Origin of the sequence: Pontivivens ytuae (genome assembly GCF_015679265.1) — a bacterium.
In the GTDB taxonomy this organism is placed as follows: Bacteria; Pseudomonadota; Alphaproteobacteria; order Rhodobacterales; family Rhodobacteraceae; genus Pontivivens; species Pontivivens ytuae.
Window position 1 is genome coordinate 3,038,957 of record NZ_CP064942.1, and the last position, 20,623, is coordinate 3,059,579.

The 20,623-nt window shown below is 68.5% G+C and carries 25 protein-coding genes; 10 read left to right on the plus strand and 15 right to left on the minus strand.

The annotated features are described in order from the left end of the window. The first annotated feature begins 49 nt into the window (after nt 1-49). The 9 genes from I0K15_RS14930 to I0K15_RS14970 are packed head-to-tail and all read left to right on the plus strand — an operon-like array spanning nt 50 to nt 4,541. Entirely contained in the window at nt 50-445 is a 396-nt protein-coding gene (locus I0K15_RS14930; protein WP_196102295.1) for a hypothetical protein, read from the plus strand. 12 nt (nt 446-457) lie between these two features. Next, complete coding sequence (flgC, locus tag I0K15_RS14935) at nt 458-847, plus strand: flagellar basal body rod protein FlgC (RefSeq protein WP_196102296.1); 390 nt, start codon at nt 458-460, stop codon at nt 845-847. Nucleotides 848-859: 12 nt separating this feature from the next. Continuing rightward, nucleotides 860-1,144 carry a flagellar hook-basal body complex protein FliE gene (fliE, locus tag I0K15_RS14940; RefSeq protein WP_196102297.1) on the plus strand — a complete coding sequence of 95 codons (285 nt, stop codon included), beginning with the start codon at nt 860-862 and terminating at the stop codon, nt 1,142-1,144. Then, the gene (locus tag I0K15_RS14945) at nt 1,141-1,407 is read left to right on the plus strand and encodes a flagellar biosynthetic protein FliQ (protein ID WP_196102298.1); all 267 of its coding nucleotides are present in this window, start codon (nt 1,141-1,143) and stop codon (nt 1,405-1,407) included. Before fliE ends, I0K15_RS14945 begins: the two co-directional genes overlap by 4 nt. Before the next feature lie 10 nt (nt 1,408-1,417). Next, complete coding sequence (locus I0K15_RS14950; protein WP_196102299.1) at nt 1,418-2,140, plus strand: flagellar hook-basal body complex protein; 723 nt, start codon at nt 1,418-1,420, stop codon at nt 2,138-2,140. A gap of 12 nt (nt 2,141-2,152) precedes the next feature. Further along, nucleotides 2,153-2,938, plus strand: coding sequence for a flagellar basal-body rod protein FlgG (gene flgG / locus I0K15_RS14955; RefSeq protein ID WP_196102300.1), 786 nt, complete (start codon nt 2,153-2,155; stop codon nt 2,936-2,938). Nucleotides 2,939-2,943: 5 nt separating this feature from the next. Beyond that, a complete protein-coding gene (flgA, locus tag I0K15_RS14960) occupies nt 2,944-3,360 on the plus strand; it encodes a flagellar basal body P-ring formation chaperone FlgA (RefSeq protein WP_196102301.1) in 417 nt (138 codons plus the stop codon). Beyond that, nucleotides 3,357-4,076, plus strand: coding sequence for a flagellar basal body L-ring protein FlgH (gene flgH / locus I0K15_RS14965; protein ID WP_196102302.1), 720 nt, complete (start codon nt 3,357-3,359; stop codon nt 4,074-4,076). Before flgA ends, flgH begins: the two co-directional genes overlap by 4 nt. A 12-nt stretch (nt 4,077-4,088) precedes the next feature. After that, on the plus strand, nt 4,089-4,541 hold the full coding sequence (locus tag I0K15_RS14970; RefSeq protein WP_196102303.1) for a flagellar basal body-associated FliL family protein: 453 nt from the start codon (nt 4,089-4,091) through the stop codon (nt 4,539-4,541). Here I0K15_RS14970 and I0K15_RS14975 read toward each other — a convergent pair. From I0K15_RS14975 to I0K15_RS15025, 11 genes are all read right to left on the minus strand, one after another. Then, the gene (locus tag I0K15_RS14975; RefSeq protein WP_196102304.1) at nt 4,529-4,900 is read right to left on the minus strand and encodes a hypothetical protein; all 372 of its coding nucleotides are present in this window, start codon (nt 4,898-4,900) and stop codon (nt 4,529-4,531) included. The two genes, I0K15_RS14970 and I0K15_RS14975, sit on opposite strands and share 13 nt — an antisense overlap. Beyond that, complete coding sequence (locus tag I0K15_RS14980) at nt 4,897-5,952, minus strand: EscU/YscU/HrcU family type III secretion system export apparatus switch protein (RefSeq protein WP_196102305.1); 1,056 nt, start codon at nt 5,950-5,952, stop codon at nt 4,897-4,899. Before I0K15_RS14980 ends, I0K15_RS14975 begins: the two co-directional genes overlap by 4 nt. Beyond that, the gene (locus I0K15_RS14985) at nt 5,949-6,734 is read right to left on the minus strand and encodes a flagellar biosynthetic protein FliR (RefSeq protein ID WP_230374141.1); all 786 of its coding nucleotides are present in this window, start codon (nt 6,732-6,734) and stop codon (nt 5,949-5,951) included. The genes I0K15_RS14980 and I0K15_RS14985 overlap by 4 nt, the downstream gene beginning before the upstream one ends. Continuing rightward, nucleotides 6,731-8,818 carry a flagellar biosynthesis protein FlhA gene (gene flhA, locus I0K15_RS14990; RefSeq protein ID WP_196102306.1) on the minus strand — a complete coding sequence of 696 codons (2,088 nt, stop codon included), beginning with the start codon at nt 8,816-8,818 and terminating at the stop codon, nt 6,731-6,733. Before flhA ends, I0K15_RS14985 begins: the two co-directional genes overlap by 4 nt. 1 nt (nt 8,819) lies before the next feature. Next, nucleotides 8,820-9,437, minus strand: a complete 618-nt coding sequence (locus I0K15_RS14995) for a lytic transglycosylase domain-containing protein (RefSeq protein ID WP_196102307.1) — start codon at nt 9,435-9,437, stop codon at nt 8,820-8,822. 83 nt (nt 9,438-9,520) lie between these two features. Next, nucleotides 9,521-10,420, minus strand: a complete 900-nt coding sequence (locus tag I0K15_RS15000) for a hydroxyacid dehydrogenase (protein ID WP_196102308.1) — start codon at nt 10,418-10,420, stop codon at nt 9,521-9,523. Continuing rightward, entirely contained in the window at nt 10,420-11,529 is a 1,110-nt protein-coding gene (locus I0K15_RS15005; protein WP_196102309.1) for a Gfo/Idh/MocA family protein, read from the minus strand. Before I0K15_RS15005 ends, I0K15_RS15000 begins: the two co-directional genes overlap by 1 nt. A 3-nt stretch (nt 11,530-11,532) precedes the next feature. Continuing rightward, nucleotides 11,533-12,897 (minus strand): L-fucose/L-arabinose isomerase family protein, encoded by a 1,365-nt coding sequence (locus tag I0K15_RS15010; RefSeq protein WP_196102310.1) that lies wholly within the window; start codon nt 12,895-12,897, stop codon nt 11,533-11,535. Then, complete coding sequence (locus I0K15_RS15015; protein WP_196102311.1) at nt 12,897-13,922, minus strand: tagatose 1,6-diphosphate aldolase; 1,026 nt, start codon at nt 13,920-13,922, stop codon at nt 12,897-12,899. Before I0K15_RS15015 ends, I0K15_RS15010 begins: the two co-directional genes overlap by 1 nt. Further along, on the minus strand, nt 13,903-14,799 hold the full coding sequence (locus I0K15_RS15020) for a PfkB family carbohydrate kinase (RefSeq protein WP_196102312.1): 897 nt from the start codon (nt 14,797-14,799) through the stop codon (nt 13,903-13,905). The genes I0K15_RS15015 and I0K15_RS15020 overlap by 20 nt, the downstream gene beginning before the upstream one ends. After that, nucleotides 14,796-16,097: a cytochrome-c peroxidase gene (locus I0K15_RS15025; RefSeq protein WP_230374142.1), complete on the minus strand. Its 1,302-nt coding sequence runs from the start codon at nt 16,095-16,097 to the stop codon at nt 14,796-14,798. The genes I0K15_RS15020 and I0K15_RS15025 overlap by 4 nt, the downstream gene beginning before the upstream one ends. Before the next feature lie 45 nt (nt 16,098-16,142). Between I0K15_RS15025 and I0K15_RS15030 the strand changes: the two genes are divergently transcribed. Then, nucleotides 16,143-16,619 carry a tetratricopeptide repeat protein gene (locus tag I0K15_RS15030; protein ID WP_196102313.1) on the plus strand — a complete coding sequence of 159 codons (477 nt, stop codon included), beginning with the start codon at nt 16,143-16,145 and terminating at the stop codon, nt 16,617-16,619. A 66-nt stretch (nt 16,620-16,685) separates the two neighbouring features. Here the strand turns inward: I0K15_RS15030 and I0K15_RS15035 are convergent, their stop codons facing one another. The 4 genes from I0K15_RS15035 to I0K15_RS15050 form a co-directional block, all read right to left on the minus strand. After that, nucleotides 16,686-17,747: a TRAP transporter substrate-binding protein gene (locus I0K15_RS15035; RefSeq protein ID WP_196102314.1), complete on the minus strand. Its 1,062-nt coding sequence runs from the start codon at nt 17,745-17,747 to the stop codon at nt 16,686-16,688. Between the two features lie 49 nt (nt 17,748-17,796). Then, nucleotides 17,797-19,107, minus strand: a complete 1,311-nt coding sequence (locus I0K15_RS15040) for a TRAP transporter large permease (RefSeq protein ID WP_196102315.1) — start codon at nt 19,105-19,107, stop codon at nt 17,797-17,799. Next, entirely contained in the window at nt 19,108-19,701 is a 594-nt protein-coding gene (locus tag I0K15_RS15045; RefSeq protein WP_230374143.1) for a TRAP transporter small permease, read from the minus strand. It lies immediately after the preceding gene. Between the two features lie 134 nt (nt 19,702-19,835). Continuing rightward, nucleotides 19,836-20,594 (minus strand): DeoR/GlpR family DNA-binding transcription regulator, encoded by a 759-nt coding sequence (locus I0K15_RS15050; RefSeq protein WP_196102317.1) that lies wholly within the window; start codon nt 20,592-20,594, stop codon nt 19,836-19,838. Nucleotides 20,595-20,623 lie beyond the last annotated feature (29 nt).

Here is a 20,623-nt window from a genome sequence, read left to right on the forward strand (position 1 = left end):
CACCCCTGCGAGGTTAAGCCGGAGTTGAGATCGGACGGGAGAAGCCCTGATGAACACCGAAACGTCACTGATGAAGCTCGCGGGCGAGGCGGCGCGCCACGCCGTGGCCCGCCAATCCGTCATCGCGCAGAACGTCGCGCAGGCCGACACGCCGGGTTACCGCGCGCGGGACCTCACGCCCTTCGCCGATGCGATGGCTCGTGCAGGGAGCCCGTTCGAAGCGAAGGCGACGCGAACCGGACATCAAGGTGCACGCGCGCTCGCCGCCGGAACCGAGGTCGTCGAAGCGGCGCTGCCCGGTACCGAGTCGCTCGACGGAAACACCGTCGCGATCGAGGATCAGATGATGCGCGCGGATGCCGCGCGCCGTCAGCACGACCTCGCCCTCACCCTCTACCGCAAGTCGATCGACATCCTGCGGCTCGGCCTCGGCCGGCAGCGATAGGAAGGACATGACATGAGCGATTTCCTCCAGGCCATGGGCAGCGCCGCCAGCGGAATGCAGGCGCAGACCGCACGGCTGCGCATCAGCTCCGAAAACATCGCGAACGCCGATACGCCGGGCTACCGCAGCAAGACCACGCGCTTTGCCGAGGTGATGGGCAATGACGGTATCCGCCGCGTCCAGACGCAGGGCGTCGACGCGAGCGACCGCGCGCTGGAGCGCATCCACGCGCCGGGCCATCCGATGGCGGACACCGATGGTTACTACGACGGCTCGAACGTCAACCTGATGGTCGAGATCGCCGACGCCCGCGAGGCCCAGCGCAGCTACGAGGCGAACCTGCGCATGTTCGACCAGGCGCGCTCCATGGCCTCCTCACTCCTCGATCTTCTGCGCCGATAGAAAGGGACCGACATGGAACTGACATCCACGCTTGCCAGCCGTGCCTATACCGACGCACGCACCGCCGCTGCCCCGACGGGAGGCGGCGAACCCGGCCCGGTCGCCCGCGCCGCGGGAAGCTTCATGGAGACGCTGGAGGCCGGGGAGAGTGCCGCGAAGGGCGCGCTGACCGGCGGCGTCGATCCGCATGCGATGGTCGAGGCGCTGGCCGCGACCGAGCTCGCCGTCGAGACGGCCGTGACCGTCCGTGACCGGGTCGTCGAGGCCTATAACGAGATCCTGAGGATGCCGGTATGACCGATGCCGCGCTGATGGACCTGCTGCGCGAGGGGCTGTGGACCTCGCTCGTGGTCTCACTGCCGATCCTGACGGCCGCGCTGGTCGTGGGCCTCGCCGTGGGTCTGTTGCAGGCGCTGACCTCCGTCCAGGAGATGACGCTGACCTTCGTGCCGAAGCTCGGCGCGATCCTCGTCGTCTTCTGGATCAGCATGGACTATTCGGGCCGCATGCTGCTCACCCTGTGGGAAGGGCAGATCCTGCCCTCCATCGTCGGATCCTAGGAGGCGGGCGATGGACGTAACCACACAGGTGGCGCTGAGCCGGCAGACCGCGCTGGAGCGGGAGCTCAGCATGATCGCCAACAACCTCGCCAACATGTCGACCATCGGCTACCGGCAGGAGCAGGGCGTGTTCTCCGAGTTCGTGAACGCGACCCCGTCGGGCGACAGCGTGTCGATGAGCGCGATGCGCACCCGCTTCCAGAGCGATACGCCCGGCGGGCACCGAATGACCGGTGCCCCACTCGATATCGCGGTGGATGGGGAGGGGTACTTCCAGGTCGAGCGGGGCGGCGAGCCGCGCCTGACCCGCGCGGGCTCCTTCATGACCAACGCGGAAGGCGAGGTCGTCACGCCGCTCGGCGCGCGCCTGCTCGATGCCGCAGGCGTTCCGGTCGTCCTGCCGCCCGACGCTGCCGACATCGCCATCGGTGCGGACGGGACGATGACCGCGGGCGGCGTGCCGATCGCGCAGCTCGGCCTCTTCGAGTCTGCGCCCGGTGCCAGCTTCGAGCGGGAGGACGGTGTTCACTTCCGCTCCGACCAGCCGTTCCAGCCCGTGCTCGAGGGCCGGATGGTCCAGGGCGCGCTGGAGCAATCCAATGTCGTCCCCGTCGCCGAAATGACCCGCATGATCGAGGTGCAGCGCGCCTACGAATTCAGCCAGAGCCTACAGGAGCGGGAGGACGACCGCATCCGCTCCGTCATCCGCACGCTCGGCGAGCCCCCCCGGTAAGGAGAACCAGCCATGAGAGCCCTGTCGATCGCCGCAACGGGCATGGATGCCCAGCAGATGCGGGTGGAGGTCATCTCCAACAATCTCGCGAACATGTCCACGACCGCCTACAACGCCCGTCGGGCGGAGTTCGCGGACCTGCATTATCAACAGCTTGCGCGGGCCGGGACGATCAACGCCGCCGACGGCACGATGCTGCCGACGGGCGTGCAACTGGGCCTCGGCGTGCGGGCGGCGGCCGTCACGATGAACGTGGAGCAGGGGCCGCTGCGCGCGACGGGCGGCGATCTCGACCTTGCGATCGAGGGGCTCGGCTACATCGAGATCGAACTGCCGAACGGGCAGGCGGCCTACACCCGCGACGGCGCGCTCAAGCGCTCGGCGGAGGGGCAGGTCGTGACCTCCGACGGCTATCCGGTGGTGCCTGACATCACCATTCCGGAGGAGACGCGCGCCATCAGCATCAATGCGGAAGGCGAGGTCTACGCCTATTTCGACGACCAGATCCAGCCGCAGCTCATGGGCCAGATCACCCTCGCCGACTTCCCCAACGACAAGGGGTTGGAGGCGCTGGGCGGCAACCTCTTTGCGGAGACCGAGGCCTCCGGCACGCCCACGGTCGGCGCGCCGGGTGAGGATGGCCGCGGCACGTTCCGCCAGGGCTATCTCGAAGACAGCTCCGTCGATGCGGTGCGCGAGATGACCGAACTGATCGAGGCGCAGCGAGGCTACGAGCTCAACGCCAAGGTCATCACGGCTGCCGACCAGATGCTCGGCGCCACCACGCAGATCCGGTGATCCATATGCGCTCTCTCATCTTCCTTGCGGCGCTCGTGGCCTTTCCCGCCATGGCCCAGAGCGTGCAGCCGATCCGCGCGATCCGGGCGGAGACCGTCATCCGTTACGAGGACGTCATCCAGGCCGCCGAAAGCGTGCCGGGCGGCATCACCTCGATCGAGCAGGCCGTAGGGCAGGAGGCGCGCGTGACGCTCTATCCCGGCCGCCCGATCCTGATCACCGATCTCGCGGAGCCAGCCGTCATCAACCGCAACGACGTGGTGGAGATGCAGTTCGCGAGCGGCGGCCTTGCCATCGTCACCGAAGGCCGGGTGCTCGACCGGGCCCGCGTCGGTGACCGGGTGCGGGTCATGAACCTCGCCTCCCGCCTCACCGTCTGGGGCGAGGTCATGCCCTCGGGCCGGGTGGAGGTGAGCCGTTGAGGACGGTCCTGGCACTGCTTCTGCTGGCGGGCTGCGCGACGAGCCCCATCGGCAGCCCGCCCGAGATGACGCCGGTCGACCGCCCCGACGCGGAGATCGTCGCCGCCGTCTCGGCCGAGAGGCTGGCGCTCGCACGCGCCGCCGTGCCGGCCGAGCCTACCTATTCCGGTGCCTCGCTCTGGCGCTCCGGGCCCAGCTCGCTCTTCGGCGATCGACGCGCGCGGACGCTGGGCGACATCCTCACCGTCGTGATCGAGATCGACGAGGAGGCGGAGATCAGCAATGCGACGGACCGCTCTCGCTCCGCCGACGAGGCGCTGTCGATCCCCGATCTCTTCGGCCTGCCAGCAGACCTTGCGGAGCGCGGGATCCCGGTCAATCCGGGTGTAGGGCTGAACTCGTCCACCGGTACCTCCGGCGCGGGCTCGACCCGGCGGGAGGAGGAGATCACGCTACGCGTCGCCGCCACCGTGGTGGACGTGCTGCCGAACGGGCATCTCGTCGTCTTCGGCAGCCAGGAGGTTCGGGTCAATTTCGAGCTGCGCGACCTTCAGGTCGCGGGCATCGTCCGGCCCGAGGACATCTCCCGCCGGAACGAGATCACCTACGACAAGATCGCCGGCGCCCGCGTCATCTATGGCGGCCGGGGTCAGATCACGGACCTGCAACAGCCGCGCTACGGCCAGCAGATCCTCGAACGCGTTCTGCCTTTCTGACGGGAAACCACGATGCGCCTTCTCCTCGTTCTCGTCCTGATCGTCGTAGGCGCCCTTGCGGGGGGCGGGGCGGGTTACGCCCTGCGTCCCTCCGGCCCGCCCCCCATGCCGGTGCCCGAGGAGGAGGCCGCCCCCGACGGCACCTACGCCTTCGTCGAGTTCGGTAGCCAGTTCGTGGTGCCGCTCACGGAGGACGGTGAGATCACGGGCCTCGTCGCCCTCTCCCTGTCGGTGGAGACCGAGGCGACGCAGGCGCAAACCGTCATGGATCGCGAGCCGCGGCTGCGCGACGCCTTCCTGCGGGTGCTGTTCGACCACGCCAATGCGGGCGGGTTCGACGGGGCTTTCACGGACGGTCAGCGCATGCGCGACCTGCGCACGCGCCTCGATATGGCTGCGAGCGAGGAGCTCGGCTCTGCGGCGCGCGGCGTCCTGATCACCAACCTGGCGCGTCAGGACATGTGATCGCCACCCTCCTCGGCGCGGCGTGCCTGCCGCTGCGTCCGGGCGGCTTCTTCCTCTTCCATCAGCGTGTCGAGCGCGATTTCGCGGGCGATGACGCGGCGCAGCTCGTCCGCCGCCTCGATCCGGTCGGCCTCGGCCAGCGCCCGATCCCGCGCAACGGCGCGCAGGGCCGCGTCGGCCCATCGGTCCCACAGGGCGCGCGCGAACGGGTCTGCATCGTCCGGGGGCAGCAGGAGGGCGGCCCGGCGCGCCTCCAGCGCCGCGATGCGACGGCGCAGCTCGGCATGTCGGCCCTCGGCCCGCAGCCGCAATGCGCCCAGCACGGACGCGACGCCGGTCAGATCCGCCTTCCGGCTCATTTCGCCTTCCTCCGCACATGGTCGGCGAATCGAATGGCGGCGGCCACCGCGCGGTAGGTGTCGCGCGGCACCTCGGCGCCGATCTCGACCGTCGCGTGCAGGCTGCGCGCGGTGGCGATGTCGCGGTGGATCGGCACGCCATGCTCTGCCGCGCGCTCGCGGATCCGCTCGGCGATCTCGCCCTGGCCCTTCGCGACGCAGACCGGGGCGCCACCGCGGCCGCGATCCCATTTCAGCGCGACCGCGATGTGGATCGGGTTCACGATGACCACGTCGGCGTCCGGCACGTCCTGCAGCATCCGGTTGCCCGCGAGCTCCTGCGCACGGCGGCGGCGCTGGGACTTCGCATGCGGATCGCCCTCCGCCTGCTTCGCCTCGTCCTTCAGGTCCTGATGGCTCATGCGCAGCTTGCGCCGGTGGTCGAAGCGCTGCCAGAGCATGTCGAGCACGGCGAGCGGCACGGTGATGCCGAGAACGACGATCAGCAGAACGCGCACTGTCTGCCCGATCTCGACGAGGAGGCTTGGCGCTTCGGCCGCGCTCAGCCCCACGATCCGGTCGAGGCGCAGGGTGAACCAGAGCCCGACCGCGATGCTGATCACGGTGAGCTTGGTGGAGCTCTTGGCGAATTCGAAGAGGCCGGTGGGCCCGAACTTGTTCTTCGCCCCGGCAATCGGACTGATCCGGCTGAGATCGGGGGCGATCTTTTTCGGCGCGAAGGTGACGGCGCGCGTTGCCGCGAGGACTGCGAGCACCGCCGCCACCGGAGCGAGGAACAGCGGCGCGAGGCCCCAGGCGACGTCCTTGGCATAGGCCTCGATACGCGGCCATTCGCCGGGCGCGTCGGCATGGGCGATGGGTGCGGTGAGCGCGGCGCCGACATCGCGGACGAGCGCGGGACCGGCGGCGAGGATGACGAGGAAGAGGCCCGCATAGGCGGCGGTTGCCGTCAGGTCCGGCGCCTGCGCGATGTTTCCGTCTTCGCGTGCGGTGTCGAGCCGCTTTTGCGTCGGCTCGTGGCTCTTTTCGCCCTGATCGTTCTGCTCGCTCATGGCCGGATCGCCAGCGGATCGGCGAGGAGCTGCGCCATCGCGTCCGCCCAGGTGGTGATGATGAGCGGCCCGCCGACGAGCAGCAAAAGGAGCGCGCCGCCGGTGATCGCCGGTGCGCCGACGAACGCGACCATGAGCTGCGGCATCGCGCGGTTGATGGCGCCGAGCGCGATGTTGTAGGCGAGTGCTGCAAGCACGAAGGGGGCGGCGAGCGTCAGGCCAAGCGCGAAGGTCTCCGCCACCCGCGCGGTGCCCCAGGTCGCAACGTCGGCCGCGGCGGGCAGGCGGCCGGGCGGGATCAGGTCATAGCTGAGCACCATGGCCTCGGCCGCGCGCAAGTGCAGCCCTAGCGTCAACGCGAGCGTGATGCCTGCCAGTGTCAACAGGGCCCCCAAGGCAGGGAGCGGATCAGGCATCGCGCCGGGCCCCATGATCTGCGCAATGGAGGTCGCCTGCGCCGCGATCGCTCCGGCGAATTGCAGCGCCATCACCAGCAGCCGGATCGAGAGGCCGAGCACGAGGCCCGCCACGATCTCGATCCCGATGGCGGTGGCGAGGCTCGCGAGGTCCCGGGGCAGGGTGCCGACATCGACGAGGGGCGCCACGATAGCGGCGAAGGAGAGGCCCACGCCCAGCTTGATCCGCGCCGGGATCATCTGTGAGCCGAAGCCCGGCAGCAGTGCGGCGGTGGCCGAGACGCGGGCGAAGACCAGCATGAAGGTGAGGATCGCGCTCTCGGCGAGCGGTGCGGCCTCCGCGAGGGCGGCGATCAGCTCGCTCACGCGGTGCCGACCAGCGCGGGGCGCACACCACGGTCGATCTCGTCATAGGAGAGGACTGGATTGCGGATGCCCTTCGCCGCGAGCACCGTGCTGACGAAGCGTCGCCGCCGTGTCGCGGTGACGATGGCAGGATAGCGCCCGGTCTCCGACGCCTTGTTGATCTGGGTCGCGACGGTCGAGGCGAGGCGGTTGAAGTCCTCGGGCGGCAGCGCGATGTCGGGCAGCGCGCCCTCGCCCTCGATCTGGTGGGTGCGGAACGTCTCCTCCCACGCCGGTTCGAGCTGGATGAAGGGCAGGGTGCCGTCGGCCTCGCGCAGCTCCGCGGTGAGCTGAAAGCCGAGGCGGTGGCGCACATGCTCGACCAGCATCTCCGTCGGGGTAGCCTGGGCGCCCGCCTCGCTGAGCGCCTCGAGGATCAGCGGCAGGTTGCGGATCGAGACGCGCTCTTCGAGCAGCAGGCGCAGGACGGTCTGGAGTACTTCCAGCGGCACGCGATCCGGCACGTATTCGTCGAGCATCCGGCGGTTCGCCTCGGCCCGGCTCGCGTCGGAGGGCGCGGTGAAGGCGTCGAGCACCTTGCGCAGTGCCCGCCGAGTGAAGAGGCGGCCGAAATGGGTCTTCACCATCTCCAGGAGGTGGGTCGCGATGACCTCCGCCGGCGTGATGGTGGTCTGACCGGCGCGGCTCGCCTCCTCCTGCTGATCGCGGGGGATCCAGCGGGCGGGCGCGCCGTAGACGGGTTCGGAGACGTCGCGGCCCGGTGGCAGTGCGGCGCGTTCGTCGCCGAGCAGCATGAGGAGGTGCCCGGGCTCGACCTGGCTGCGCGCGACCTCCACGCCCTGGATCAGGATGGCGTAGTGGCCGGCATCGAGGCCCGGATCGTCGGTCAGCCGGATCTCCGGGATGACGAGGCCATAGAGCTCCGCGATGTGGTTGCGCATGTTGACGATCCGCGCGTCGAGCCCGTCGGCGGCGTCCATGGCGACGGGCACGAGGTCGGGTGCCACCTTCACATGGATCTCGTCGAGGTCGAGCACGTCACCAAGGTTGCGCTCCTTCGGCGTGGCGGCGGGCTGTTTCGCCTCGGCCGCCTTGCGCGCCTCCTCCGCCTTTCGGTGCTGATGGGCGTAGAACGCGGCCCCGGCGAGGAGGGCCGCGCCCAGCAGGAACGGCAGGATGGGCAGGCCGGGCACCAGCGCGAACATCAGCATCAGGGCGGCCACCGTGCCGAGCGCCACCGGGTAGTCGCCGAGCTGCGCGAGGATCGCCTTGTCCGCCGAGCCCGCCTGACCGCCCTTCGACAGCAGAAGGGCCGTCGCGATGGAGATGATGACGGCCGGGATCTGGCTGACGAGTCCGTCGCCCACTGTCAGGATCGCATAGGTTTCAATGGCTTGGCCTGCAGGCATCCCGTGTACGAACAGCCCGATGGAAAAGCCCATCACCAGGTTCAGAAGCGTGATGAGCAGACCCGCGATCGCGTCGCCCTTCACGAATTTCGAGGCGCCATCGAGGGAGCCGAAGAACGTCGTCTCCTCCTGCTCGATTCGCCGCCGCTCCTTGGCTTCGGCATGGCTCAGCGCGCCTGCGGCCATGTCGCTGTCGATGGCGAGCTGCTTGCCCGGCATCCCGTCGAGGGCGAAGCGGGCGCCGACCTCTGCCATCCGGCCCGCGCCCTTCGTGATCACGATGAAATTCACGATCATCAGAACGCCGAAGACGACGAGGCCGAGAAAGACCGAGCCGCCCATGATGAACATGGCGAAGCCCTCGATCACGCCGCCGGCAGCACCTGTGCCCGTATGCCCCTCCCCAATGATCAGCTTGGTGGAGGAGACGTTGAGCGAGAGGCGGAGCATCAGGCTCGCCAGCAGGATCGTCGGGAAGGCCGAGAAATCGAGCGGGCGGTTGATGAAGAGCGTGTTGGTGAAGATCAGGATCGCGAGGCCGAAGGACGCGGCGAGGCCCATGTCGAGCACCACCGGCGGCATCGGCAGGATCATCATCACGATGACGGCCATCAGCGCGACGGTCAGCAGCACCGTCGGTTGATAGAGCTGGCGGATGTCGAGCTGTGCGAACATCTCAGCGCCCCAGGAGCGGGCCGCGGGCGGCGATTAGCAGAGGCCCGTTTGCGGCGCGCAGGAGGGACGCAGTGCGCTGTGGTCCGGGCGGCGCCGGGGGCGCGTCTGAGAGCCCGCCGCGGATGTCGTCGAAGCGGGTCGCATAGCGTTCCGCATGGACGGGGGTGCCGGAGTGATAGCGGCCCGCGGCCTCGGTCCAGTTGCCGAAGCGTTCGTAGTGCTGGCGCAGGTAGCGCGCGGCGTAGTCGGCATTGGCTTGCGGCTCGAACATCTGGTCGAGGGACGCGAAGGCCTCGCCATGCCAGCGCCAGTTGAGCTGGAAGCAGCCGACATCGTAGCTGCGCGCGCCACGATTGTGGTGGCGTCGGGCGAATGCGACAGCCTCGGCCCGCGTGTCGAACCAGTGGCCGGCCCCTTCCATGTTCACGGTCCAGGGCCAGGGCTGCAGCGCACCGTCCACCGGGCGGCCCGTCTCCGTCCGCGTGATGGCTCGCATGACGTCGAGCGGGACGTCATGCGCCCGCGCCGCGGTGGCCGCAGCATGATCGCAGAGCGCAGCATCGGCCCAGAGCGGGCGCGCGGCCAGAAAGGCCAGGGTCAGAAACAGGCGCAGGGCCATCGGCGGATTCTCCTGCCGTCGGGGTTACGGCAGGAGTAGCGCAGCGGAGGTTAGCGAACCGTTTCCGAAACCTTGCCGGAAGGTTAACCGGTGAGATGCGCGCGGATGCGCTCCGCGATCAGGGCGGAGACGCGGACATTACTCTCCTCCGTCACGCCCGCGATATGCGGCGTCAGGATCAGGTTGGGCACGTCCGCGAGCACGCTGCCGCCGGCCAGAGGCTCATCCTCGAACACATCGAGGGCGGCTCCGGCGAGGCGGCCGGTGCGCAGCGCCGTGGCCAGCGCCTCCTCATCCACGACGCCCCCGCGGGCCGCGTTCACCAGCACCGCGCCCTTGCGCACCTGCGCCAACGCCTCCTCATCGATCAGGTGGCGCGTATCGGAGGTGAGCGGCACGTGCAGCGAGATCACGTCCGCCCGGCCCAGCAGCCCGTAGAGATCCGTCAGCTCGACATCGGCCTCCTGCGCGTAGGGATCGTGGGCGATGACCCGCATCCCTAGCGCTGTCGCTCGTGCCGCGGTCTTCCGCGCAATGGAGCCGTAGCCGATCAGGCCGAGGGTGCGTCCGCCGACCTCCCGCCCGATCAGGGCCTGCCGGGGCCATGTCCCGGCAGCGACCTCAGCGGTCGAGTGATAGGCGCCGCGCAGCAGCATCATCGCCGTTGCGATAACGTATTCCGCGACGGAGGCGTCGTTGGCCCCGGTGGCCGGATAGACGTGGATGCCCCGCGCCTCACAGCCATCGACGTCGATATTGTCGAGGCCGACGCCTAGCCTCCCGACGCAGCGGATGCCGCTTGCCAAGAGCTCGCCGCGCACCTGCGTCCGGTTGCGCACGATCAGTGCACGCGCGCCCGGCAGCATGGCGGCAAGCTCGTCGGGCCGGTCCACGAGGCCTGGATCGTAGAGCACGTCGAACTCGCGGGAGAGATCGTTGACCGCCGCCTCGTCCATGAACTCGGTGATGACGATATCGGGCATCAGGCCGCGCCCTCCATGGCCATGCGGGGCAGGGTGACGGGCAGGCCAGTGCGCACCGATTCCTCTGCCGCGGCCCCCACGGCAACTGCGAGCAAACCGTCGCGCACGCCGACCTCCGGCGCGCCCTGCTCCCGGATCATCCGCGCGAACTTCTCATGCTGAAAGAAGGTGGAGCCGTGGTGATCGCCCGCCGCAAGCACCCGCTTTTCCACGTGGATATCGTGCACCTCCTCCTGCTTCGTCCCGCGGTTGGAGATGACGAGGCGGGAGGCGCGTTCCACCCCGCCCGGGGCGAACCGCGCAGGGCCTGGTACCATTGCGTCGATGCGCGCCTTCTCCCCGGTGGCGGAGATCACCTCCTGCCAATAGGAGCCCTCGGCGAACATGCAGAGGTCCAGCATCGCGCGGGAATTGTTGGCAAATTCCACGATGACGTAGGCGTGGTCGAGGATGTCCGGCACCCGTCCCGCGATCTTCTCATCCGCGTGGGCGACGCCCCCGGCGCCCGAGGCAAAGACCCGCACCGGGTCGGATTTCAAAATCAGCCGCATCAGGTCGAAGAAGTGGCAGCACTTTTCTACCAGCGTGCCGCCGGTCTGCGCGTTGAAGCGGTTCCAGTGGTTCACCTTGTCGAGGAACGGGAAGCGGTGCTCGCGGATCGAGAGCATCCTGAGCGAGCCCGCGCGGCCGCCCTCGACCTCCTCGATCAGGCGGGCGACGGGGGGCATGTAGCGGTACTCCATCGCGACCCAGACCGGGGCCTTGCGGATGGCGGCGCGTCCCGCGATCTCCTCGCATTCATGGGTGGAGATGCCGAGCGGCTTTTCGCAGAGGATCGGGATGTCGGTCGCCAGCGCATCCAGCATGATCGGGTGGTGCAGGTGGTTGGGCGCGGCGATCACCAGCGCATCCAGCCCGCCCGCCGCCAGCATCTCCTGATGAGTGAAGTAGGTCCGGGCCTCGCCGCCCGCCTGCTTCTTCGCCGAATAGAGCATGTCGCGGTCGGGATCTGACAGCGCTACGACCTGCGCATCGTCCAGGAGCTCGATATTGCGGATGTGTTCGTGGCCCATCATGCCGGTGCCGATGATGCCGTAGCGCAGGGTCATGGCTCAGATCTCCAGAACGGGCAGGCCGAGCGCACCTGCCATCTCGATAAGTGCGGCGCGGTGATCGCCATAGGCGAGCGCCATGTGGTGTTCGAGGCCGCTGTCGATGACGTTCGCAAGCGTCTCGTCTGCGGGCCTGTCGAAGCGGACGACGCCCGAGGTGCCGGTGAAGGCCATGGGCCGGTCGAGCACCTCGCCACCGCTCAGGATCAGCTTGGTCTCACCATGGGCCTGGGAGAGGCGGACGAAGGTGACGCGGCCGGGCTTCAGCGCGAACTCGTAGAGCAGCGGCATCTTGCGGTTGGTGTGAATGGTCGCGGTGGGGTGGGCCGCGGCCATCGAGGCCGGGGCCTGCCCGCAATGCCAGACGACGCCGGTGTTGTCCGCGCTGTCCATGTCCACGAGATCGACCAGGAAGACGGGCGCGTCCGCGGCCTCCTGCAACATCATCTGCGTGACGGCGCCGTAGACGTCGGCCTCGCAGGCGCAGGGCACGCGCGCCTCGCCGAGCATCGAGACCGGGCCGCAGACCGCACCGCCATATTCGGTGAAGGTCTCGGGCCAACAGCGGATGGCGAAGGCGTCGAACTTACGGTCGGTCCGGAGCTGGTCGAGGGCGAGTTTCAGCCGCAGCGAGCGGTCGAGCTCGGTCTGATCGACCTCAGCTAGGCCGTCGAGCCGGGCGTCGGCCTCGGCGCGCAGAGCTGTGGCGGCGGTGTCATCGACGGCGCGGGCGGTGTCGAAAAGGGTGTCGAGTTCCAGCGCCTCCACCTCGACGCCGGTCAGGCCGCGCAGGGCCTCGGCATCGTAGGCGCAGGTGTCGAACCCGTCGGGATGAGCGCCGATCCGGCCGATGCGGCGGCCTTTCAGGGCCTCGGCGGTGGGGGATGCGGTCGCCGGTACCGGCTGCGCCTTAAGCCGCCCGCTCGCCCGTTGCCCGGCGAGCAGATCGTCGAGCCCCGCACCATCCGGTTCCGCGTAGAGCCACCCGAAAGCGCGGTCGTTCAGGCCGAGCGCGTGGCTTGCGAGGTTCAGCCCGCAGAAGGCGTTGAGCCTGAGTCGGCCGCCCAGCCGCGGCTCCGGCACGGCCCAGATCGACAGCGGCACGTCGGCGAAGCGGTTCGCAGCGGCCACGGTCATCGAGGCGTCGGTGAAGGTGACCTGCAGGATCAGGAACTGGTCGATGCTCGCTGCCGCCAGATCATCCAGCGCCGCCATCGTCGCTTCCGCATCGAAGAGCAGGGCGCGCGGGCCGACCACCTCGTGCCCGGTCGCGTCCAGCGCCGCGAGCATGCCCACCAGCTTCTCCTCCGCGAAGGGCACGTCGAAGGTGGGGCGGCCCAGGGGCAATATGCCGATGCGGGCCATCAGATGTCCTCGTAGCCGTGCCGGAAGCTGGCATCGGCGGGCAAAAACCCGGTCTCGCCGCCGAAACACGGGTGGTCGTGCCACGGCATCGCCTCGGCGCTGGTCAACTCGTTGAGCCCGCGCATGTAGGCGACCGCGTCGCCCTCCAGATCGGCGCGCATCCGGTCCCAGTCCGGGTAGTGCCCGAAGGCCTCCAGCCAGATCGCGCGGCCCGCGAGATACCCAGACGCCCCGGCGCGATAGGCGTGGGCGAGCACGTTGCGGAAGGCGGCCTTGCCCGCGCCCGCACTCAGCATGACCCAGGGGCGACCGGCGAGGCGGCCCATCTCGTCGAAAAGCTTTTGAATCTCGCCGTCATGCTCCGGCACGTCGGAGGCATTCACCGGGCTTTCCAGCTTGAAGACGTCGACGCCGTAATCGGGCTTCGCGAACTCCTCGACCGATTCCAGGACGTGGTCCGCCTTCTTTCCCTGTTGCTCGACATAGTCGGTGGTCTGGTGCGCGTCGCCCGCCAGCGGGTAAACCAGCAATTCAAAAAGATAGGGGATGTCGTACCTCGCGCAGGCCTCGCCGATGCGCTTGGTGAAATCCTTCTGCGCCTGTAGCACGTCGGGGGAGGCATCGGGCCGGTACCAGGCGAGCACCTTGACTGCGTCGCCGCCCATCCGCCGGATCTTGCCCACGGACCAGTCGTCGATTTCGGAGGACAGGCGACCGCCCGGCGTCTCTTGAAACAGGCTGTCCTCCAGCGTCACGATCAGGCCCTTCGCGGGGTCATAGGCGTCCAGCCCCATCGGGATCGCGTAATGTGGATCGAGCAGCATGGCGGAGCTCTCGCCCTGAAGGGTCTCGATCAGCAGCGTCTTGAACTTCGCGACCTCCTCCCACGGGGCCTCATCCACGCTGTGATGCTTGGCGATCGGGCCCTTGATCGGCGGGCGCTGGTCCACGGCGGTCATGCGGAAGCGGCCCGACGCGTCGGCCATCCGGCGCATCCCCCAAAGCTTACCGGGCGTCAATTGCATGCAGGTTCTCCTGAAGAAAGCTGTCGGTCTCGTCCCGCGTCGGGCTGCCCGCGCGGCCCCCCGGACGGGTGCATTTGATCGCGGCGGCCGCGTTGGCAAAGCGCATCGCGGCCAGCTCGCCGCGCCCCTCGGCCAGCGCGAGGGTGAAGGCGCCGTGCCAGACATCCCCGGCGCCCAGCGTGTCGACCACGTCCACCTCGAAGGCGGGGACGTGCCCGCCCTCGTCACCCTGCCGCCAGGTCACGCCCTGCGCACCGTCGGTCACGCAGACCCAGCCGCCGAGGAGGCTCGCGGCAAGCTCCAGCCGCTCCTCCACCGTGCCGTCGGGCAGGAACTCGTCGAGGCCCTGGCGGGAGAAGGCGACGTGGGAGGCAATCTCCAACGCCTCTCGAACCACGGGCGCTTCGGCGTCCATCACGCCGGGCACGTCGGCGTCCCGCGCGGCCTTCATGGCGGCGATGGCGCCCTCGGCCCAGCGGGTGTCGGCGAGTGCGGCGTCGATGGCGGGCAGGCTCCAGTCGGGCTCGTCGGGCAGGCCGTCGCCGCGGAAGTTCATGATCTGCCGCTCGCCCGCCCTGTCGATGTAGACGGAGGAGTAGGAGGATGAGGCGCCCTGGATCTTGGTGGTCAGGTAGGTGCCCACACGCTCCCGCTGCAGCTCTGCGATGATGAGCTGGCCAACGGGATCCTCCGCCAGTCGGGCGGCGAGATGGGCCCGGCCGTCGAGGCGGGAGATCGCGACCGCGGCGTTAGCGGCACAGCCGCCGCCGACGATGCGCGCGCCGCGGGCGCGGTACTTCTCGGGCTCGGTCGGCAGGGTGTCGACCTCGAAGATGAAGTCGACGACGGCCTGGCCCGCGACAAGGATCTGCATCATCTGCGCACCTCCACCGGCAGGCCGGAGGGTACGGCCTCGGGCGGGCCAAGCCGTCCCGTGAGCGCCGTCTCGCCGGTCAGGGCGTTTAGGAAGGAGAGGATGTCGGCGATGGCGTCCTCGCTGAGTTCGAGGGGCTCCAGATCGACGGCCGACCGCAGGCGCGCCCGCTCACGGCTGTCCTGGAAGCTCAGGAAGTCGCCGCCCGCGACCCATGGGATATCGGGTAGGGCCACCGCGTCCTCCGCCCACTCGTCAAACGACGCTTGCGGATCGAGGTGATGGCGCACGATCCCCTCCAGCGTCGCGTAGGCGCCGTTGTGGCCGTAGGGCGCGGTCAGCGCGACGTTGCGCAAGCTCGGCGTGCGGAAGCGGTAGGCATCCTCCAGCCGGTCGCTCTCGCCCATCCGGCCGACGTCGCGGGCGTAAGGGTCGAAGCGGCGGGTGCGGCCTGGGCCGAAATGGGGGAGCGCCAACGCGTGGAACTGCTGATCGGTCAGAAGCGGCCCAGAATGGCAGGCCGCACAGCCCGCCTCGCCAAAGAAGAGGTCGAGGCCGCGGCGCTGCGCCTCGCTCAGCGCAGCCTCGTCGCCCGCGAGGAAGCGGTCATAGGGGCTGTCATGACTGCGCCATTCCAGCGTGATGAAGGCGGCGAGGGCGTTGGCGATCTCGACGATCGTCACCTGCTCCGACGTCTCGATATGGTCGAAGGCCGCGACGAAGGCGTCGCCGTATTCCGGGATGATCCGCACGCGCTTGGCGAGGATCGGCCAGACGTTGTCGATGCGATCATAGGCGGCGCCTGCGACCTCGTTCTCCTCCGGACTGCCGGCCATCTCGACTTCGGAGGTGAGCGGGAACAGCGCCTGGGCGGCCACGATGTTGTCGAGGCCCTGGGGCAGCCATTCCTCCGCCGGGGAGTTGAAGCCGTTGCCGTAGAGCTCCGACACGCTCAGCCGTCCGTCGTGGAACAGCACCTCGACGCTGGTATGCCCGAGGTTGAAGAGGGCGGGTGCATTGCGGGGCACCCGCTTTTCAACGGGCGTTTCGGCCAATGCCACGCGCTCGGTCCCCAGCCCCTCGCCGCCCTCGCCGATGCCGAGCGGCAGGCCGTCGCCGCCCGCGAAATCGTGGTGGTGGCAGGTCGCGCACGCGATGTTGCGGTTGCCCGACAGGATCGGGTCGAAGAAGAGCAGCCGCCCGATCTCCGCCTGCGCGGGATCGGCAGGCACATAATCCGCCGGATCGATCGGCACCTGCGCCGCGGCGGTGCCCGCGCTCAGGATCAGGGTTGAGGCCACGCGAGGCAGACGGCAGGCTCGGGCCACAGACCGGAGGAGACCACGATGCCCCTGTTTCGCGCCGCCCTGATGGGCGCCATGCTCGCCGCGAGCCCGCTTTTCGCCGAGATCGAGCGCGGCCGCGACCTGATGGAGGAGGGGCGCTTTGAGGAGGCGATGGCCGAGTTCCTGCCCGCGGCCCGTGCCGGCAACGCCGATGCGGAGGAACTGATCGGGGTGATGTACGCCATGGGCCTCGGCGTCGAGCGCGATGACATGCGCGCCTTCGACTGGTACCTGCGCTCCGCCATGAAGGGGCATCCGGGCGCGCAGTCGGGCATCGGCTGGTACTACGAGGTCGGGCGCGGCACGCCGGTCGACCTGGTGCGCGCTTACATGTGGTACACGCTCAGCGCCATCGGCGGCGATCCGGACGCGGCGATCTCCCTCGAGGAAGTGGTGAAGAAAATGACGCCGGAACAAATCGAGCAGGCCCTTGTGATGGTCGATGACTACAAGCCCTGGCTCTATCCGTTCCGGTAGGCGCGGGGCTGTCGTGAAACGGGGCGGCCCGCGCCGCCCCGTCCGGTTGCATGCAGAGCGCGGGGCTCAGTTCAGATCGGCTTCGAGCCCGGCATTGATCTCGGCCTCCGCCTCGGCCACGGCTTCGCGCAGGGCGGCGAGCACTTCGGGGCCGCGGTCCACATTCTCCTCGAACCAGGTGTAGACCGGCTCGGCGGCCGCGGCGAAGGCGGCCTTCTCCTCCGGCGTCGGGACGTAGAGGTCACCGCCACCGGCCACGAACGCCTCGTAGGCCTCGATCGACTTGCGCTTCGGCGAGGCGAACGTAGCCTGCTGCAGCGCGTAGAAGCCGTCGACCACGACGCGGCGCAGCTCCTCGGGCATCGAGAGGAACACCTCGTTGTTCATGAACCACAGAGCACCCATGTAGGCGTGGCCGTCGAGCGTGAGGTACTGCAGGCCCGCATCCGGGAACTTCATGCCCATGATGTCGGTGATGCCGTTCTTGGAGCCTTCCACGACACCGGTCTGGAAGGAGGTGAAGAGCTCCGGCCATGGGATCGGGGTGGGCGAGGCGCCGAGGGCGCGCACCAGCTCCTGCGGCAGGTCGGCGACCACGGTGCGGATCTTGAGCCCTTCCATGTCCTCGGGCGCTGCGATCCGACGCTCCGTGTTGGCGAAGTTGCGCCAGCCGCCGGTATTGCCGATCGTCATGAGCCGGATCGCGTCGCCGCTATCCTCCAGCGCCATGTCGCGCATGGTGCGGACGAAATCGCCCTGCATCACGGCCTCGGCCACGCGGTCGTTCTGCATCAGGTACGGAAGGTCGAGGACCTGCACGTAAGGGAAGATGCCCGCAGCCCCGCCGGAAGTGGAGATGTAGATGTCGATGGAGCCGTCCGCGACGCCCTGCAGACACTCCGCCCCGTTCGAGCAGAGCTGCGTGCCGATGAAGAGCTCGACCTCGATCGCGCCGTTCGAGGCGCTCTCGACGAAGTTCTTGAACACGACGAGGCCGTCGTAATCCTCGTCGTTCTCGTTGGAGTTCGCCGTGGCGCGCAGGGTGTATTCCTGTGCGGCCGCACCCAGCGCCGTGCTGCCCAGCACCGCCGCCAGCATCAGCGACTTCAGTCCCTGAGTGAATTTCATGTGTCGTGTTCCTCCTGTTGAACGGATCTGTCTTTGCCTCATCGCCCGCCTACCCGGCATAGCCCAGCAGGCGCGGCAGGGTCAGCGAAATCGCCGGGACGTATGTGATCAGGAAGATCACCGCGACCTCGACGGCGAGGAAGGGAAGAATGGCCTTGGAGATCGTCTCGACCCTCTCGCCCGAGACGGAGGAGGCCACGAAGAGCACGAGCCCCATGGGCGGCGTCGCGAGCCCCACGGTCAGGTTCACGCTCATGATGATGGCGAAGTGGATCGGATCGACGCCCATCTCCACAAAGATCGGACCGAGGATCGGGCCGAGGATGATGATCGCAGGGCCTGCATCGAGGAACATGCCCACGATGAAGAGCAGGATGTTGATGAGGAAGAGCAGGATCAGCGGATTGCTCGACAGGCTGAGCACGAAATCGGCCATGCTCTCGGGCGCACGCGACAGGCTCACCACCGTCTTGAACGCCATCGCCGCGCCCACCAGCAGGAGCACGACGGCGGAGGCGAGGGCGGCACGCTTCAGCACATCCGGGATATCCGACCAACTCATCGAGCGCAGCACGAAGAGGCTCACGATCAGCGCATAGAAGGCCGCGATGGCCGACGCTTCGGTGGGCGTGGCGATCCCGCCGAGGATCCCGCCGAGGATGATGACGGGCGTGAGCAGCGGGAAGAACGCCTTGAGGCTCGCCTGCCCCTTTTCCTTCCATGTCGCGCGTTCGGAGGCGGCGGGGAAGTCGTACTTGTCCGCCATGATCTTGGTGACCAGCATCAGCCCGAGGCCGACCATGATGCCGGGCACGAGACCCGCGGCGAAGAGATCGGCGACGCTGACCTCCATCACGTAGGCGTAGATGATCATGATGCCCGAGGGCGGGATGATCGGCCCGATGACCGAGGACGCGGCGGTGATCGCGGCCGCGAACTTGCGGCTGTAGCCCTGCTTTTCCATCGCCGGGATCAGCATGGAGCCGAGCGCGGAGGTGTCGGCGACAGCAGAGCCCGACATGCCGGCAAAGAGCATCGAGCTCAGTACGTTCACGTGGCTGAGCCCGCCACGGAAATGGCCCATCAGCGCCTGGCTGAACTCCACCAGCCGGTGCGTGATGCCGCCGCGGTTCATCATCTCGCCCGCCAGCATGAAGAACGGGATCGCCATCAGCGGCGTGGAGTCCATGCCGTTGTAGACGTTTCGATAGAGCAGCGTGATGTCCCGCATGAAACGCGGATTGTCGTTGGCCAGCGCATCCCACCAGATCAGCAAGCCGGGCGAGGCAAGCAGGCCGAAGAAGACCGGCAGGCCCAGCATCAGGAACAGCAGGAACAGCGGCAGGAACCAGACCAGCATCTATTCCGCCCCTGCCGCGATCATCGCCGTGTCCTGCGGCAGCTTCCGGTCCGGATCGAAGAGTGCGATCAGCGACTTCAGCACCAGCTCGGTGTTCACGAGGACCAGCAGCCACATGCCCACCAGCAAGGAGGCCATCATGTGCGACCTCGGCATCTTGTCCCAGCCGAAGGTCACGCCCTCCGACAGGCTCGGGAACACGAAGGTGTAGAGCGAGCCGGTGGTGAAGCTGCCGGAAAAGCCCGTGACCTCGCTCCAGCCGATCATGGCGCCGACGATGAGCACCGTCATGGCGAGCATCAGGAGGAGCAGCGACAGGATCGCCGCCGGGATGCGGGGCAGGGTGCGCACCGCCATGTCGATCGAGACGAAGCCGCCCCAGCGGTAGGCCGACGGGGCGATCAGCCCGGTCATCCACAGCATGAGGAAGCGTGCGAACTCCTCGGTCCAGTTGGGCGCCGCGTTGAACGCGTAGCGCATGACGACCTGGTAGAGGATGATCAGCACCATGATCCCGATCGCGACCCAAGCGATCGTTCGCCCGACGCGCAGCAGCACCGAGTTCACGGCCATCAGCCCGCGCAGCAGTGCCATGAGTGCTCCCAAGGCGACATTCTCCCCGCGGCGGCATCTTGAGCCGCCTTCTTGCTGACGCTCTGGCGGCGCCGATTGGGTTCAAATGCTTGGTGATCCGAAACCCAGTGTCAAGGAAAATGGCCGTCGCGGCGTCAGGGCGTCAGGACACGAACGTCGTGCGCGGCGCAGATCGCGGCTGCTGCCGGAGGAGGTGTGCGGTCGGTCACGACGCTGTTCATCTGGCCGATCTGGCCGATGCAGACCGGCGCCGTCCGCCCGAACTTGGTGTGGTCCGCGGAAAGGATCACATGGCGCGCCGTCTCGATGATCGCGGTGGCAACCTGTGCCTCCCTCAGGTCGTGGTCGAGGAGCGCACCGTCCTCCTCGATCGCCGCGGCACCGATCAGCGCGAAGTCGACGCGGAACTGCCGGATGAAGCTCACGGCCTGCTCACCCACGATGGCCCCGTCGCTGGAGCGCACGCGGCCGCCCGCGATCAGAACCTCCACGCCGGGAAACGCGCGCAGCTTGTCGGACAGGCCCACATTGTCGGTGATGACACGCAGGCCTGCGTGATCGCGCAGGGCGAGCGCCGCCTGCTCCGTCGTCGTCCCGGCATTGATGAAAACGGTCGCCCCGTCGGGAATCAGCCGCGCGCAAATCCGTCCGATCGCGGCCTTCTGCGGGGCAGCGATCAGCTTGCGGTGCTCGTAGTCGATATAGTCCACCGCCGGCGCCCGCACCGCGCCGCCATGGACACGCACCGCCTTGCCGGCCCGCTCCAGCGTGCGCAGGTCCTTGCGGATCGTCTGCTCCGAGGTGCCGAACTGGTCGCTGAGGCTCGCCACGGCGACGCGGCCCGACGCGTTGAGCATCGCGAAGATCCTCGACTGTCGCGTGGCGATGTCCATCCCGTCTCCGCGCCTCCTGCCGGGAGGAC

Bases quoted from the DNA above. Each gene is read 5' to 3' on its own strand.
- flhA (WP_196102306.1), bottom strand. From the start codon at position 8,818: ATGTTCGCACAGCTCGACATCCGCCAGCTCTATCAACCGACGGTGCTG.
- I0K15_RS15045 (WP_230374143.1), bottom strand. From the start codon at position 19,701: ATGGCACTGCTGCGCGGGCTGATGGCCGTGAACTCGGTGCTGCTGCGC.
- I0K15_RS14930 (WP_196102295.1), top strand. From the start codon at position 50: ATGAACACCGAAACGTCACTGATGAAGCTCGCGGGCGAGGCGGCGCGC.
- I0K15_RS15035 (WP_196102314.1), bottom strand. From the start codon at position 17,747: ATGAAATTCACTCAGGGACTGAAGTCGCTGATGCTGGCGGCGGTGCTG.
- fliE (WP_196102297.1), top strand. From the start codon at position 860: ATGGAACTGACATCCACGCTTGCCAGCCGTGCCTATACCGACGCACGC.
- I0K15_RS15020 (WP_196102312.1), bottom strand. From the start codon at position 14,799: ATGATGCAGATCCTTGTCGCGGGCCAGGCCGTCGTCGACTTCATCTTC.
- flgA (WP_196102301.1), top strand. From the start codon at position 2,944: ATGCGCTCTCTCATCTTCCTTGCGGCGCTCGTGGCCTTTCCCGCCATG.
- I0K15_RS14975 (WP_196102304.1), bottom strand. From the start codon at position 4,900: ATGAGCCGGAAGGCGGATCTGACCGGCGTCGCGTCCGTGCTGGGCGCA.
- I0K15_RS15010 (WP_196102310.1), bottom strand. From the start codon at position 12,897: ATGGCCCGCATCGGCATATTGCCCCTGGGCCGCCCCACCTTCGACGTG.
- flgG (WP_196102300.1), top strand. From the start codon at position 2,153: ATGAGAGCCCTGTCGATCGCCGCAACGGGCATGGATGCCCAGCAGATG.
- I0K15_RS14980 (WP_196102305.1), bottom strand. From the start codon at position 5,952: ATGAGCGAGCAGAACGATCAGGGCGAAAAGAGCCACGAGCCGACGCAA.
- I0K15_RS14945 (WP_196102298.1), top strand. From the start codon at position 1,141: ATGACCGATGCCGCGCTGATGGACCTGCTGCGCGAGGGGCTGTGGACC.
- I0K15_RS14970 (WP_196102303.1), top strand. From the start codon at position 4,089: ATGCGCCTTCTCCTCGTTCTCGTCCTGATCGTCGTAGGCGCCCTTGCG.
- flgC (WP_196102296.1), top strand. From the start codon at position 458: ATGAGCGATTTCCTCCAGGCCATGGGCAGCGCCGCCAGCGGAATGCAG.
- I0K15_RS15030 (WP_196102313.1), top strand. From the start codon at position 16,143: ATGCCCCTGTTTCGCGCCGCCCTGATGGGCGCCATGCTCGCCGCGAGC.
- I0K15_RS14950 (WP_196102299.1), top strand. From the start codon at position 1,418: ATGGACGTAACCACACAGGTGGCGCTGAGCCGGCAGACCGCGCTGGAG.
- I0K15_RS15000 (WP_196102308.1), bottom strand. From the start codon at position 10,420: ATGCCCGATATCGTCATCACCGAGTTCATGGACGAGGCGGCGGTCAAC.
- I0K15_RS15005 (WP_196102309.1), bottom strand. From the start codon at position 11,529: ATGACCCTGCGCTACGGCATCATCGGCACCGGCATGATGGGCCACGAA.
- I0K15_RS15050 (WP_196102317.1), bottom strand. From the start codon at position 20,594: ATGGACATCGCCACGCGACAGTCGAGGATCTTCGCGATGCTCAACGCG.
- I0K15_RS15015 (WP_196102311.1), bottom strand. From the start codon at position 13,922: ATGCAATTGACGCCCGGTAAGCTTTGGGGGATGCGCCGGATGGCCGAC.
- I0K15_RS15040 (WP_196102315.1), bottom strand. From the start codon at position 19,107: ATGCTGGTCTGGTTCCTGCCGCTGTTCCTGCTGTTCCTGATGCTGGGC.
- I0K15_RS14995 (WP_196102307.1), bottom strand. From the start codon at position 9,437: ATGGCCCTGCGCCTGTTTCTGACCCTGGCCTTTCTGGCCGCGCGCCCG.